Origin of the sequence: Jeotgalicoccus psychrophilus DSM 19085 (assembly GCF_000425845.1) — a bacterium.
GTDB classification, from domain to species: domain Bacteria; phylum Bacillota; class Bacilli; order Staphylococcales; family Salinicoccaceae; genus Jeotgalicoccus; species Jeotgalicoccus psychrophilus.
Window position 1 is genome coordinate 20,053 of record NZ_AUEF01000001.1, and the last position, 13,535, is coordinate 33,587.

A 13,535-nucleotide genomic window follows, 5' to 3' on the forward strand; every position below is an offset into this window, starting at 1 on the left:
AATGTTCCCTCCATTGATAAATCCATTAAATAGAAATGCTTTCCACTGCTTTAAGCAGATTCGCATCTTCATCGTAGTCCGTCCGCGATATTTCATCAGGCTCAGCTTGCAAGGCTGCTGTAATCATCACGCGATCTTCTTTAAGCTCCGCGTCAAGCAATGCTGTATATTTCTCTGCCAGCTGTTCCATATGCGCTTTTAATGCAGCTGTATCGACTGACTGGACAATTGTCTCTGCCAGTTCCAATAATGCATCTCTGTAGTCTCCGGTCTTGTTTTTGTTCTGATAGAGAATCTTATCGAACGGTACTAATACTTCAGCATCAATATGAACTGACGGTTCTTCTGCCTTAACACTTGTCACTGACAGTGTACCCGGTGTCCCTGCAATCTCTAAGCGTTCGTTAAACTGTGTAATCATCTGTGACGTCTGCATGTCTGCCTGACGGTATACTGCATTAAAGGCAATGCTCGTCTCAAGCGTCAGGAAGTCTTCGATATTACGTACGATAATAGATTTATGATCTCTGATGTAATGCTTATTGCTCATCGCGGAAACAGTTAACAGCCCTTTTAGGTGATCATACAGCTGGAGGCGAAGCCGATTCGTCAGATACGTAAGTATAATATCGATTTCCTGTTTCAGCGTATCGTTAATACTCCCTGCTGTAATGCCGTCGATATTATTAAGTAAGTCCTTTCGAAGTTCAAGCAGTTTAGCCCGCTCTTCTCCGTTATCTTCAAACTGGCGGATATTACTCATTAATGTATTAATCAGCTGTCTCTGTGTTTCCTGCAGCGTCTTATACTGCACATTCCCCGACTGCTGGTCAGCGATATGCATAATTTCAGCTTTAGCTGTAGTGAAGTACTCGTCACCTTCGTCTAAGGCGCGTTTACTTGAAACTGGATAGAGCACGTGTTTAATATGCATTGTGTTTAACGCATTACGCATATAATCGAGCACTTTGTCTTTATCCGCTTCAGACTTCATTAAGTCTACTGCATTTATAATAAAGATAATCGGGAAGTCCTTCCCTTTCAGCGATTGAATATACTGCAGGAAAGTTTCATCCGAACGCGAGAATACATGGTTATAGTACGACACGTAAATAATCATATCGCTATCAGTAATAATGTCTCTCGTTTCCGATGTATGACGGGCGTTAATAGAATTAATCCCCGGCGAGTCGACCAGCGTATATGATTGAGTCATATCGTTATCGAGGGAGACATTCGCTTTATGAATAAAGGTCGAGTCTTTATCATTACTGATCTTCGCAATCAAGTCCTCTGTATCGATGCTGACTGTCTGACCGAGATCGTCTTTATAATGAGCGTAGTTTTCCTGTATACCGGCTAAGAGCGGCTTATATGTGTCATCCACCTTACCGATGTTCCTGCTGATCCACTTCTGATAGCCGCCGGCAGTATCATGACGCTCTCCTGACAGTGCAGCAAGTGTCTCTGTTAAATCCGCTTCACTTTTATACACGACAGTACTCGTCTCATCATTATTAATCTCCGTAATTGTTGCAGTAGTAGGGTTTGGGCTTGTCGTTAAATGCTTAGCCCCCATCAGTGCGTTAATGAACGTTGTCTTTCCTGCACTGAATCCGCCGAAGACGCTAATGTTTGCCTTGCCGTTATCTATACGCTGAAGCTTATCGTTTAACAGTCTTCTGTAGTCGGTATAGCGCGGTGAGTCTGCCAAGAGAGTAACGAGTTCACGAAAAGCGGTTAAATTCATATCATCTTCATTGTTAACCGTAAATTCGTTATGTCTACTTTCTTTGACTTCGACGTGATTATCATCGTCATACGATAAAGTAATCTCTTCCAGCAGATTTAACTTGTCAATCTCATCATCCATATGAATGTAGAAATGACGGTAATTCTGCGTATCGAGTGATTCGATTAAGCCGAGCAGCTCGCCTGCTTTAATATAGAGTTCTTTCTCACTCGTTAACGTTGTCTGTGCTTTTACTTCCCCGGTATCGGAGGCAGTCAGCTTGTCCATATGAACGATTGCTTGTTCCGAAACTTCTTTAGTTAAGGCTGCCTTCAGCTTATCGAAGTAATTAGTAATATACGTCTGGTTCAGTGAAGTAATCTTCTCCGTGCCTAGGAAGGCGTTATTCCATTCAAACTTAAACGGTTCTCCGATTAAGCCGAGCGCCTGAAAGAAGCTGTTAATATTCGCATTAATTTCTGTATGTATGACAGGCTGTATTGATTCATTTACTTCCTTAAGGCTTTCTTCATACAGTGCCTGTTCTTTTTTCTTCTTGTTAAACAATCCGCCCGCTTTTGTCTCCCCTGCCATTACTTTTAAATATGCCGTAATCGCATCTTTTACCTGATGCGGAAATAAGTAGCTGTCTTTGACGAGTTTCTTAACGGATTCTTTGACGTGACTTCTTAATTCATCTGCGTCACTATGCAGATAATTAATTTCAGCCTTCTTCAGTTCGTTGTTTAAATACTCAATTCGTTCAGCCGCCTTCTCACTTGTCAGCTCATTATCGAGCTGCAGCGACTCATGTAATGCAGCCATTTCATCACGTAAATACGCAAGCTGTTTATCCTCGATATTTTTAGTAATACGCGTGTCATACGATATTTCAAATGCTGCACGGTTTTCTTCAGTCTGCTGGATGAAGGCCTTTAATTCGTCTATACGGTTATAGGGCGACTCATAGATAGAAGTTGTGAATAAATGCTCCGGATGAATGTTCCAGTTCGTGAGCGTACGTTTAACGCGGTTTAAAAAGGTATCTAAAGTAATCTCGCGGTCATCGTGCTTATCGATCTGGTTAATAATTAAGACGAGCGGTATATTAAGCCCGGCGATTTCCTTCAGCAGTGTTAAATTATGCTCGCTCTCCACGTGGTTGTATTCCACGGTGAAGAAGATTAAATCACTGTTCAGTAAAAAACGGTTGGCGGATTCTTCATGACTGTCTGTATTAGAGTCCACCCCCGGCGTATCTTGGAAAACTGTATTGTGCTGATAGTCTGGTGCTTGAATGTCCATAGTGATGGCCTGGATATCCATATCTTGTGTGTTCAGCTTTTTTAATTCGTCGTAGTTTTCAAGTGCTGCATACTGATACTGATTAATAAATGCCTGGATGCCCGTGCCGTCACCAATTTGCACCGCGACGGTATTGCTTGTCGTCGGTACTGGTGATGATGGGAGAATGTCCTGTTTAAGCAAGTAGTTAATCAGGCTCGATTTCCCCGCAGAGTAATGGCCGATAAAAGAAAATACCAGCTGTTCGTTATACGTCTTTTGAATCGCATGGTCAATTTGCGAGACGAGCGTATCGTTATCGGACTTCAGAATTTCTTTTTTAAGTTTATACAGCGTATTAAGCGTCTGTCTATTTTTCCCTTGTGCTGACAACTATTCTTTCACTCCCCAGTATTGGAAGAACGTCGTTTCAATATAGCCGTTAAACAGCTTTCTGCGTTTCGTTGCTTTCTTGCCGACGATTTCTTCAAACTCTTTATTCGATGTCATTAAATATACGTTCAGCGACGGGTTATCTTCCATCAGTTCACCGATTTTCCCGTACATGGACTCCACGGCTTTTGCTTCACCAATACGTTCCCCGTAAGGCGGGTTTGTGACGAGCTGTGCATTTTTATCGAGATCCTTAAGATCGTGCACATCGAGCGTGCTGAATTCAATATCCGCTTCCAGTCCGACTTCTTCCGCATTTTTAATTGCGATATTAATCATATTAGGTTCAATGTCTGTCGCGTAAATTTTAATTTCTTTGTCGTAGTCCGCTTCGTTTTCACATTGCGTGCGTACTTCTGTCCACAGCTCTTCAGGAATAATGTCCCACGACTCACTGTCGAATGTACGGTTGGAACCTGGTGCGATGTTACGTGCAATCATCGCTGCTTCCAGCGCAATTGTTCCTGAACCGACGAACGGGTCATACAGGGTCTTGTCCCCTGTGTAATTTGCAAGCTTCAGCATTGCAGCTGCGAGCGTTTCTTTAATTGGAGCATCACCCTGAGCGAGTCTGTAACCGCGTTTATGGAGTGCGTCACCGCTCGTGTCGACAGTTAGTATTGCTCTGTCTTTTAAAATGTTAATATCAATTTTATAGCGTGGTCCATCTTCAGGCAGCTTCCCTGTCATCTTAAAAGCATCTTTTAAATGTTCAACGATGGCTTTTTTCGTAATCCGCTGCACGTCAGGCACACTGAACAGTGTCGACTTGTGGGAGCGTCCTGTAACAGGGAATTCAGCATTTGGTCCGAGAATGTCTGATAATGGTAATGCTTTAACCGCTTCAAACAGTTCGTCGAACGTTGTGACGTTAAAATCGCCGAGGACAATTCTAATACGGTCCACTGTACGGAGTTTTAAGTTTGTTTCGACGATTGTGCGTTCATCGCCTTCGAAGTATACGCGGCCGTTTTCGAGTTCAGTTTCAAGGCCTAATGATTTAATTTCATCCGAGACGACACGTTCAAGTCCCATGGGTGTGTTGACAATAAATTTAAAGTTCATATTAAGAAGCTCCTAAAGTTTGATTTAATTACATTATAGTATGAAAATAAGCATAAAAAAAGCTCTCCTCAAATGTGGAGAGCTTTTTTGTCTAGTCCGGTTTCTCTATAAGCCATGTTTTGTCCCGCTGTGCTGCTGGCGTGCACTAGTATACACTCGCACATTGGTGATAATCATCTGTCTATATTAAATGAATAATATCTCTCCGTCAGTTGAATTCCTGTTGGAAAGTGCTCCTACCTAATTTGGATTGCTCACTCGAGGGGTTTACCGCGTTCCATCTTCATCATTTCTTTTGAAGCTCGTTTCTGTGGCACTTTTAAAGCTACTCTATTCATATGCTTAAGCACTTAGAATATTTCGCAGCCGTCAAGATATAAAATATCATTGCCCAGACTTATGGTTTCATCTGGCACGAACACTACGGCCATCTCAGGCCGTGTGAGCATGGACTTTCCTCTATGCAGGCATGCTGCATAGCGATTATCCGAGTTACCGTCTGTTTTATTTTAAAAGTTCTTAAAATACATTGTTAATACTGCTCTTTACTTGTTTGCTGTGCTGCCAAAAACTTGTTTTTCAAGACTCGAAAGACGCTTTAAAATATCAATCTGCTGATTTTGACCGCTGCCGCCCTGAGTGCGTGTATTTGTTGCCACTCTGATGCGGAGATCCTCAACTTCCTTTTTTAAACGTGCATTTTCTTCTTCAAGTTTTTTAATATTGTTGTTCATGTCTGCCATTTTTTGATAATCACTGATAACGTCGTCAAGAAAACTATCTACTTCTATCGGCTTAAAACCTCTTAGTGATTTTTCGAATTCTTTCTCGAATATATCTTTTGCAGACAGCCTTAGCGTATAGTCACTCATACTTACACCTCTTAACTATCATATCTGTCATTAATGAAATCATTAATATCATCAAATTGTATTCTTTCAATATTATAATGACTTTCCGCACTTAATTCAAGCATAACACTGTATATATATTTTAAATTTGTTTCCGTCTCGCTGTCATAGACGAGGAGACCGTAATCAGAATGCGCGGTCACGAACTGATTAATCGCTTTAAACATACTCGGGTCCCCGTACTCCCGTTCAAAGATAAACTGATGAAAGTCCGCGTGTTCCAGTATATTATTTAAATTGATTTTATCGGATTCGTTATAGCGGTCGTCGAATTTATGAAACGGCTTCAAGACACCGAGCTTAATATCGTAGTCTTCCTTTAAGTCGATAATCTCATTTGCCGCATACATTTCTATTCCCGTATAGCCCTGGATGATAAACCACTCGGCGCCCTCTTCAGCGAGATTGATAATCCGCTGACGGAGGAAATCACGGAGTACTTTTACTTCCGGCTGGGAATCTTTAAAGATGCCGAGCTCGTAGTGGCGGTAGCCTGTAATGAACACTCTCACAGCAAACCTTCCTTGCCGGCATGATGCACCCACATATTAATATATTTGAATTTTTCATGATACAGTTTTAAACTGAAGCGGGATACGTGACAGCTCATTAAGAGTTCCATCAGCTCGTCGCTCATGATTTCCCTGACCCGTTCTGTCAGCCGTTCATCGGTCTGTATTTGGAGCAGCTGGTCTGCGAGTACTTTATTCTGCTTAAGAAAAGGTTCTATTTCTGTAGCGAAATCGAACTCGTAACCGGCTCTTGCTTTATCGTAGCGGCTCGCGATTTCATCGAGCATTTCGCGGTAATCGCTGTATGATGCATTTCTTGACAAATTGGACACACCACCTATAATAATGAAATGTTAATCAAACTCTAATTAATATATAATAATAAGTATATATAATAACAGTCTGGAGTGCGAGTTTAATGAAATACCCTCAGGGTGTCAAAAAAAATCAATCGAATGTAACGCTTGCGAATAAAGAAACGAACTATGGTCAGCGCGGCATGACTCTGGAAAAAGATCTCGATAAGACCAATCAATTTTATCTGGATACTAAGCGGGCAATTATACATAAGAAGCCCACGCCGGTGCAGATTGTCGATGTTGATTATCCGTCACGGAAAAAAGCTAAAATAACGGAAGCCTACTTTAAAGTTCCGTCGACCAGTGACTATAATGGTTTATATAAAGGGAAATACATTGATTTTGAAGCGAAAGAAACCCGCAACAAAACGCGCTTCCCTTTGATAAATATTCATGCACATCAGGTCGAGCACATGCGCGCCTGCCACAATCAGGGCGGCATTGTTTTTCTCATTGTTAAATTTACCGTTCACGATGAAGTCTACCTTTATCCGTTTGAACATTTCGCTAAACACTGGGATTTATTTATAGGCGACGGCAGAAAGTCCATAACCTATGCTGACATTAAGGATGAGAGTATTTTACTACCAATAAAATACAATCCGCGTTATGATTATTTAGCTGCAGTTGACGAATTTTATTTTGAATAGGGAGAATATATATGGAATCGAATTTTAAAAGGAGTAAACAGTCTGACAAGAAATCCGAACAGAAAAAGCAGTCGAAATCCAAATCATCGATTATTAAAAAAGTGTTATTATACGGTGCACTGCTTGCACTGATTGGTCTTGTTATCGGTGCTGTGCTGTTTGCGTATTACGCATCACAGGCACCAGCTTTCAGCGATGAAAAGCTGAAGGACCCTGTTCCCGCTGAAATTTATGATCAGAATGACGAACTTGTCACCACCCTTTTCCACGGACAAAAACGGGAATATGTGAGTATTGAAGATGTGCCGGAAGGCGTAACGGACGCAGTACTTGCAATTGAGGACGACCGCTTTTACGAACACGGAGCGATTGACTTTATCCGTCTCGGCGGTGCGGTCATCAGCAACATCACAGACGGATTCGCATCACAGGGTGCGAGTACTATTACCCAGCAGGTCGTAAAACGCGCCTTCCTGACAGAAGAGCAGACAATTGAGCGTAAAGCACAGGAAGCATATCTGTCATACCGTTTAGAGCAGGAGTATTCAAAAGACGACATTCTTGAAATGTATCTGAACAAGATTTACTACTCTGACGGCATCTACGGTATTCGTACAGCGAGCCTGTATTATTTCGATAAAGAACTTGCGGAGTTAAATATCGCAGAGAGCGCTTATCTTGCAGGACTCTCAAATCTGCCGAACGTCTATAACTTATACGTCGACGCTGAAGCAGGACAGAACCGTACAGATACGGTGTTATACCAGATGCTCAATCACGAGAGAATTACACAGGCTGAATACGATGAAGCAATCAATATCGATATTACAGATAACTTAGTCCCTCGCGATGAGGCAGAACGTGCATCGACAGAACAGGAAGATCCTGAATACGCTTCTTACATTAATTCCATTAAAGCGGATCTTCAGTCACACGATGAATTTAGAAACAAAGATATAAATGAAGTTTTATCGAGCGGAATTCAAATTTATACACATATGGATTCGAATGTTCAGTCATACCTTCAGAATATGACGAACAACCGCAATTACTACTACAACGATAAATTCCAGAGCGATGATTTCAATATCGCATCAACTATACTCGATACAGCGTCAGGCGGACTGGTTGCGATATCGGGCGGCCGTGATTACCAGGATGTTGTCGATCAGAACTTGGCACGGGTACAGCACAACGTCGGCTCTACAATGAAACCATTCTTATCATACGGACCGGCAATAGAAAACATGGAATGGGCGACAAATCACACTATTCAGGATGAACAGTCGTACAATCCACAAGACAGTCCGAACAATACAGTGTATAACTACGATAATCAGGGACACGGCAACGTGACAATGCGCGACGCATTAAGACAAAGCTTTAACGTTCCTGCGGTGAAGACATTTGAAGCGGTGAAAGAAGAAGCTGGTAATAATGCACCGGAAGAATTTGCCCGCGGAGTCGGACTCGACTACTCGACGAAAAATGAAGGCGAATATACAGTATCATTCAACGACGTGCTCGGCGGCGGCGAATCACGCTTCAGTCCGCTGCAGATGGCAGAGGCTTATGCGACACTCGGCAACAACGGAGAACACAACAGAGCACAGTCGATCCGCTACATCGTTACAGCAGAAGGCGATAAAATTGAATTCGAAAACGAATCAAACAAAGCGATGGAAGACTCTACAGCATTTATGCTGACAGATATGCTGAAAGACACATTCGCAAATCAGGGAAGCGCCGACTACATTCAGATGAACGGTCTGAATATCGCAGCGAAGACAGGAACGACATCACTCGATACGAGCATCCTTGAAGAAAATGACTTGCCGAACAACAGTGCAAAAGACGCATGGATCGTCGGCTACACACCTGAATATACGATGAGTGTGTGGACAGGATTCGATAATGCAGCTGCAGGCTACTCAGAAGACAAAGTATTCGTCGGCACAGACGAACACATTACACCGCAATGGTTCTTCAGAGATATAATGCAGTACATCAGCACATTCAATGGTCAGGACTTTGAACAGCCGGACAGTGTTGAACAGATCAACGGCAATGAATTTAGAGTGGCCGGCGGCGGCGGTTTCTTTAACAACGGCGGCAGCAACAACAATAATAGTAATAATAACGGCAGTAATAATAGCAGCAATAACAGCAATGATAGCGGCGGCTCTACAAGCGGCACATGGAGCTGGGAATATAACGAAGACGGTGAAATAGAAACCGAGGGCGATGTACCGGACAGCGAACTGCCGGACGACGCGGAACTCGCTGAACCAGAAAGCGGCAGCGAAGACGAAGACCCTGCACCGGAAGAAGACGAGCCGGCGGCTGATGAAGAGGCAGCAACAGAACCAAGCGGTACTACAGAAGACGCAGAACAAGCTGAAGAAGAAGCGGCTGACGAAGAAGGTACACCTTAAAATTATATGAATAAAACCCCAATCTCCCGGGAGATTGGGGTTTTTTGCACTGGTTAATATATTAATGATGAGAATTATTAGTAACGCTTCAGCTAACATCATGTGTTTTTGAATGACCTTGCTCATCCACGCAGCTTATGAGCGTTAAAAATAATATTTATCTAACAGTGTCGAACCTATATTGTCACTCAAACGATAAAATTCTCGAACTTATCCATCTGGATGTGCTCATCAGCCAAAATAAAAAAACGCATCTCCTCATAGGAAATGCGGTTATAATTATTAAACTTTCACTAATCCTTGTTTCAAACGTTTCTGTCCTTCTCGGCACTCGGCGAGAAGCGGACATTCGTGACATTTAGGGTTTCGTGCTAAACAGTGATAGCGTCCAAAAAATATTAGCTGATGGTGTGTTTTACTCCAGCGTTCCGCCGGAATTTTACGCATCAGTGTTTCTTCGACCTGCAGCGGCGAGTCTTTAAAGCGTGCAATGCCGAGTCTTTTAGAAATCCTTTCCACGTGTGTGTCGACGGCAATCCTCGGCGTATCGAACGCAACGGATAAGACGACGTTTGCAGTCTTCCGCCCGACTCCCGCCAGCGATACTAAATCATCATAATCCCCAGGGATTTCTCCATTGTATTTATCGATTAAATCCCGGCAGAGCTTCTGAATATTTTTAGCTTTTGTACGGTATAAACCGATTGTTTTAATGTACTGTTCTATTTCAACGACATCTACTTCCAAATAGTCTTCAGGTGTTTTAAAGCGCTTAAACAAACCTTCAGTTACTCTGTTTACCCCGACGTCTGTCGTCTGTGCACTTAAGAGCACGGCAATTGTCAGTTCAAATGCGTTGGTATAGTTTAATTCTGCTTCTGCGTCCGGAAACATCTCCGCGATGACGTCGATAAATTCCATCGTTTTTTTCTTACTTGTTGTCAAGTCGGCTACCTCCATCGAGCCATGATATAACAGGCAGTCCTGTTCCTTTCACCGGCTCGCTTTTTGATGTGCTGCTCAAAATACGCTCGACGTACTGCAGCGACGTAATATTACTTTTATATGCAATGTCGACAGCATCCTGAATCGTTTCCGGCTGGTAGTTTGAATCGTTCATCCAGCTGTTCAGGCGTTCGTATTCGTTCGGGCTGATTGCCCGTCCGTACAGCTGTTCGATGTATTCAAACAGTTCGCGTAATGTCGTATCGTCTTTGACCGGTGCTTTTTCTTCCAGCATGATAAAATCCTCGAGCTTAGAATAAAGCGGCTCAAAGTTGTAAGTTTCTGTATATTTACCATCAATCTGATGTGTATCTAACTCCAGCAGCTGTTCTTTTATCAGCGACTGAATAATATGCGTAAGTTCAGTCTCATTTAATGTCGTCCCGCTTAACAGTTCGCTGAAATCAAGCGGTGTATTATACGTGCGGTGACGTTCCAGCAGCTTGATCAATATAATAACGCCTCTTTCATCGAGGCCAATTTTAGCGTAGTTATCCAGCAGTATTTTACTAACTGGAATTGTAATATATTTCAAATAATCGTTAACCATATATTTTCCCTCCAATAACAGAATGGAGACATTAGGGAACCTAATATCTCCATTGATTTTATGGGTATAAACGATTTAATAATCTTGGGAACGGTGCTGTTTCTCTCACGTGCTGCACACCTGAGAACCAGGCAACTGCGCGTTCCAGACCAAGGCCGAATCCTGAATGCGGAACCGTACCGTATTTGCGCAAGTCTAAGTACCATTCGTAAGCGTCAGCGTTAAGTCCTGATTCCACAATACGCTCTTTAAGCTCATCGTAGTCAGAAATACGCTCACTGCCCCCGATAATCTCACCGTAGCCTTCAGGTGCGATTAAATCTGCACACAATACTGTACGCGGATCTTCCGGGTTCGTGCTCATGTAGAATGATTTAATTGCTTTTGGATAGTTAACGATAAATACCGGCTGATCAAAACTGTTTGCAATTTCAGTTTCATGCGGTGAACCGAAGTCATCGCCCCACTCGATATCATCGAATCCTTTTTTATGCAGCAGTTCGATTGCGTCTGTGTATGAAATACGCGGGAACGGCGCTTTAATTTTTTCTAAAGCTGTCGTGTCGCGGCCCAGTGCTTCTAAATCCAGTTTACAGTTTTCAAGAACATTTTCAGCTAAGTACTGAACGTACTGTTCCTGCACTACTAAGCTGTCTTCGTGATTATAAAATGCCATTTCAGGCTCAATCATCCAGAATTCGATTAAGTGACGGCGTGTTTTAGACTTTTCTGCACGGAATGTCGGTCCGAAGGTAAATACTTTACCATGTGCCATCGCAGCTGCTTCAGCGTAAAGCTGACCGCTCTGTGATAAATAGGCATCTTCATCGAAATATTTAGTATGGAATAATTCCGTTGTACCTTCAGGAGAACTGCTCGTTAAAATCGGCGAGTCAATTTTCTTAAAGCCATTGTCGAAATAAAAGTCATACGTGCTTTTAATAATCTGGTTTCTAATGTTCATTACAGCATGCTGCTTTCTTGAACGTAACCATAAGTGTCTGTTGTCGAGTAAAAATTCAGGACCGTGTTCTTTCGGTGTAATCGGATAGCCTTCAGCACTCTGAATAATTTCAATGCCTGAAACTTCCATTTCGTAGCCGAATGACGAGCGCTCGTCTTCTTTGATCATTCCAGTAACGTACATTGACGTTTCCTGGTTTAAGCCTTTAGCGGTATCGAATAATGCTTCATCGTTAGCTTTTACAACGACGCCCTGCATAAAGCCGGTACCGTCACGGAGCTGCAGAAACTGAAGTTTCCCGCTGCCGCGTTTTTGTAAAAGCCAGCCGCCGATTGTGACTTCCTGTCCTGCATATTGTGGAGCCTGGTTAATAGTGATTTTCATATCTTCATACATCCTTAGCTTTGAGTTTTTTCTACAATAAAGTTTCTAATACGTGAAATTGCTTCATTAAATGTTTCTTCATCAAGCGAGTAGCTGATTCTTGCATATTCGGGTGTGCCGAAGCCCGATCCCGGAACAAATGCAACATGTTTTTCACGGAGAACTTCTTTGACGAAGTCATCCACGGTTTTGTAACCGCATGCTTCGGCGCATTTTTGCATATGTGGGAACAGATAAAATGCACCTTCCGGTTTAATGCAGGTAACGTGAGGCAAAGTTTGAATTTGTGCATACGCGTTGTCGCGTCGGCGCTCAAAAATTGCTCTGTATGCTTCCGTATTTTCCGGATTCATATTGTATGCCGCAATCGCGCCGTATTGTGCGGGCTCTGCAACACTAGTAGTAGACTGCGATGTAAGTGATGAGAGTGCGGAGATTAACCCGGCATCACCGCATGCGTAACCGACTCTCCAGCCTGTCATTGAGTGAGACTTGCTGACGCCGTTAACGATAACCGTCTGAGCTTTAATTTTATCATTTAACGACGCGATGGATACCTGAGGCTCACCATATGTAAGCACTTCGTAAATTTCATCGACAACGATAATAATATCTGTTTCTGCAAGCACATCGGCAAGCGCCTGAAGTTCATTTCTCGAATAAACGGAGCCTGTCGGGTTATTCGGAGTATTTAACACAAGCATTTTAGTTTTTTCGGTAATGTGCGCTTTTAAGAGCTTAGGTGTTAATTTAAAATGAGTCTCTTCTGTCGTCGCCGCAGTTACCGGTTCACCGCCGACCATTTTAATCTGTTCTGTATAGCTGACCCAGTACGGAGAAGGCACGATAACCTCATCGCCCTGATCCAGTGTTGCCAGGAATATATTGTACAGCACCTGTTTTGCGCCGTTGCCGACGTAAACTTCAGTCGGTTCATAAGTCAGATTATTGTCGCGCTGCATTTTCTTAGCGATTGCTTCTCTTAATTCAGGAAGTCCGGCAGACGCTGTATATTTAGTATGTCCCGCTTTTGCAGCTTCGTATACAGCCTCGATGATTTCATCAGGAGTATTAAAATCAGGTTCTCCTGCTGACAGGCTGATAACATCTACGCCTTCAGCTTTTAATTGTCTTGCAGTATTAGTGATTTCTATCGTTTGGCTGGGTGTAATCGACTTTACCTTTTTTGATAATTCCATGCTGCAGTCTCCTAACAATTATGTTTTCCTTA

General features: G+C 42.7%; 11 protein-coding genes and 1 other RNA gene. 2 read left to right on the plus strand and 10 right to left on the minus strand.

Going from position 1 to position 13,535, the window contains the following annotated elements:
• Positions 1-25: 25 nt before the first annotated feature.
• The 6 genes from H625_RS0100125 to H625_RS0100145 form a co-directional block, all read right to left on the minus strand.
• Positions 26-3,409, minus strand: coding sequence for a dynamin family protein (locus H625_RS0100125; RefSeq protein WP_026858047.1), 3,384 nt, complete (start codon positions 3,407-3,409; stop codon positions 26-28).
• Complete coding sequence (locus H625_RS0100130) at positions 3,410-4,534, minus strand: THUMP domain-containing class I SAM-dependent RNA methyltransferase (protein WP_026858048.1); 1,125 nt, start codon at positions 4,532-4,534, stop codon at positions 3,410-3,412.
• Between the two features lie 103 nt (positions 4,535-4,637).
• An RNA gene (gene rnpB, locus H625_RS13320) (RNase P RNA component class B) lies at positions 4,638-5,029 on the minus strand.
• Positions 5,030-5,079: 50 nt separating this feature from the next.
• Positions 5,080-5,406: a cell division regulator GpsB gene (gpsB, locus tag H625_RS0100135; RefSeq protein ID WP_026858049.1), complete on the minus strand. Its 327-nt coding sequence runs from the start codon at positions 5,404-5,406 to the stop codon at positions 5,080-5,082.
• Positions 5,407-5,417: 11 nt separating this feature from the next.
• Positions 5,418-5,957 carry an SLOG family protein gene (locus H625_RS0100140; RefSeq protein WP_026858050.1) on the minus strand — a complete coding sequence of 180 codons (540 nt, stop codon included), beginning with the start codon at positions 5,955-5,957 and terminating at the stop codon, positions 5,418-5,420.
• Positions 5,954-6,280, minus strand: a complete 327-nt coding sequence (locus H625_RS0100145; protein ID WP_026858051.1) for a DUF1798 family protein — start codon at positions 6,278-6,280, stop codon at positions 5,954-5,956. Before H625_RS0100145 ends, H625_RS0100140 begins: the two co-directional genes overlap by 4 nt.
• A gap of 95 nt (positions 6,281-6,375) precedes the next feature.
• Between H625_RS0100145 and recU the strand changes: the two genes are divergently transcribed.
• Both recU and H625_RS12325 read left to right on the plus strand, forming a co-directional pair.
• Complete coding sequence (gene recU, locus H625_RS0100150; protein WP_026858052.1) at positions 6,376-6,966, plus strand: Holliday junction resolvase RecU; 591 nt, start codon at positions 6,376-6,378, stop codon at positions 6,964-6,966.
• A gap of 11 nt (positions 6,967-6,977) precedes the next feature.
• Positions 6,978-9,401 carry a transglycosylase domain-containing protein gene (locus tag H625_RS12325; RefSeq protein WP_035784846.1) on the plus strand — a complete coding sequence of 808 codons (2,424 nt, stop codon included), beginning with the start codon at positions 6,978-6,980 and terminating at the stop codon, positions 9,399-9,401.
• Between the two features lie 282 nt (positions 9,402-9,683).
• On the opposite strand, the gene nth is transcribed toward H625_RS12325, so the two are convergent.
• The 4 genes from nth to H625_RS0100175 are packed head-to-tail and all read right to left on the minus strand — an operon-like array spanning position 9,684 to position 13,503.
• Entirely contained in the window at positions 9,684-10,322 is a 639-nt protein-coding gene (gene nth, locus H625_RS0100160; protein ID WP_245573085.1) for an endonuclease III, read from the minus strand.
• Between the two features lie 10 nt (positions 10,323-10,332).
• Positions 10,333-10,956, minus strand: a complete 624-nt coding sequence (locus H625_RS0100165) for a DnaD domain-containing protein (protein ID WP_026858054.1) — start codon at positions 10,954-10,956, stop codon at positions 10,333-10,335.
• Between the two features lie 58 nt (positions 10,957-11,014).
• On the minus strand, positions 11,015-12,304 hold the full coding sequence (gene asnS, locus H625_RS0100170; protein ID WP_026858055.1) for an asparagine--tRNA ligase: 1,290 nt from the start codon (positions 12,302-12,304) through the stop codon (positions 11,015-11,017).
• 14 nt (positions 12,305-12,318) lie between these two features.
• Positions 12,319-13,503, minus strand: a complete 1,185-nt coding sequence (locus tag H625_RS0100175) for a pyridoxal phosphate-dependent aminotransferase (protein WP_026858056.1) — start codon at positions 13,501-13,503, stop codon at positions 12,319-12,321.
• Positions 13,504-13,535 lie beyond the last annotated feature (32 nt).

Excerpts from the sequence above, each read along its gene's own strand:
- gpsB (WP_026858049.1), bottom strand. The coding sequence starts at position 5,406 with ATGAGTGACTATACGCTAAGGCTGTCTGCAAAAGATATATTCGAGAAA.
- recU (WP_026858052.1), top strand. The coding sequence starts at position 6,376 with ATGAAATACCCTCAGGGTGTCAAAAAAAATCAATCGAATGTAACGCTT.
- H625_RS0100175 (WP_026858056.1), bottom strand. The coding sequence starts at position 13,503 with ATGGAATTATCAAAAAAGGTAAAGTCGATTACACCCAGCCAAACGATA.
- H625_RS0100165 (WP_026858054.1), bottom strand. The coding sequence starts at position 10,956 with ATGGTTAACGATTATTTGAAATATATTACAATTCCAGTTAGTAAAATA.
- asnS (WP_026858055.1), bottom strand. The coding sequence starts at position 12,304 with ATGAAAATCACTATTAACCAGGCTCCACAATATGCAGGACAGGAAGTC.
- H625_RS0100130 (WP_026858048.1), bottom strand. The coding sequence starts at position 4,534 with ATGAACTTTAAATTTATTGTCAACACACCCATGGGACTTGAACGTGTC.
- H625_RS12325 (WP_035784846.1), top strand. The coding sequence starts at position 6,978 with ATGGAATCGAATTTTAAAAGGAGTAAACAGTCTGACAAGAAATCCGAA.
- nth (WP_245573085.1), bottom strand. The coding sequence starts at position 10,322 with ATGGAATTTATCGACGTCATCGCGGAGATGTTTCCGGACGCAGAAGCA.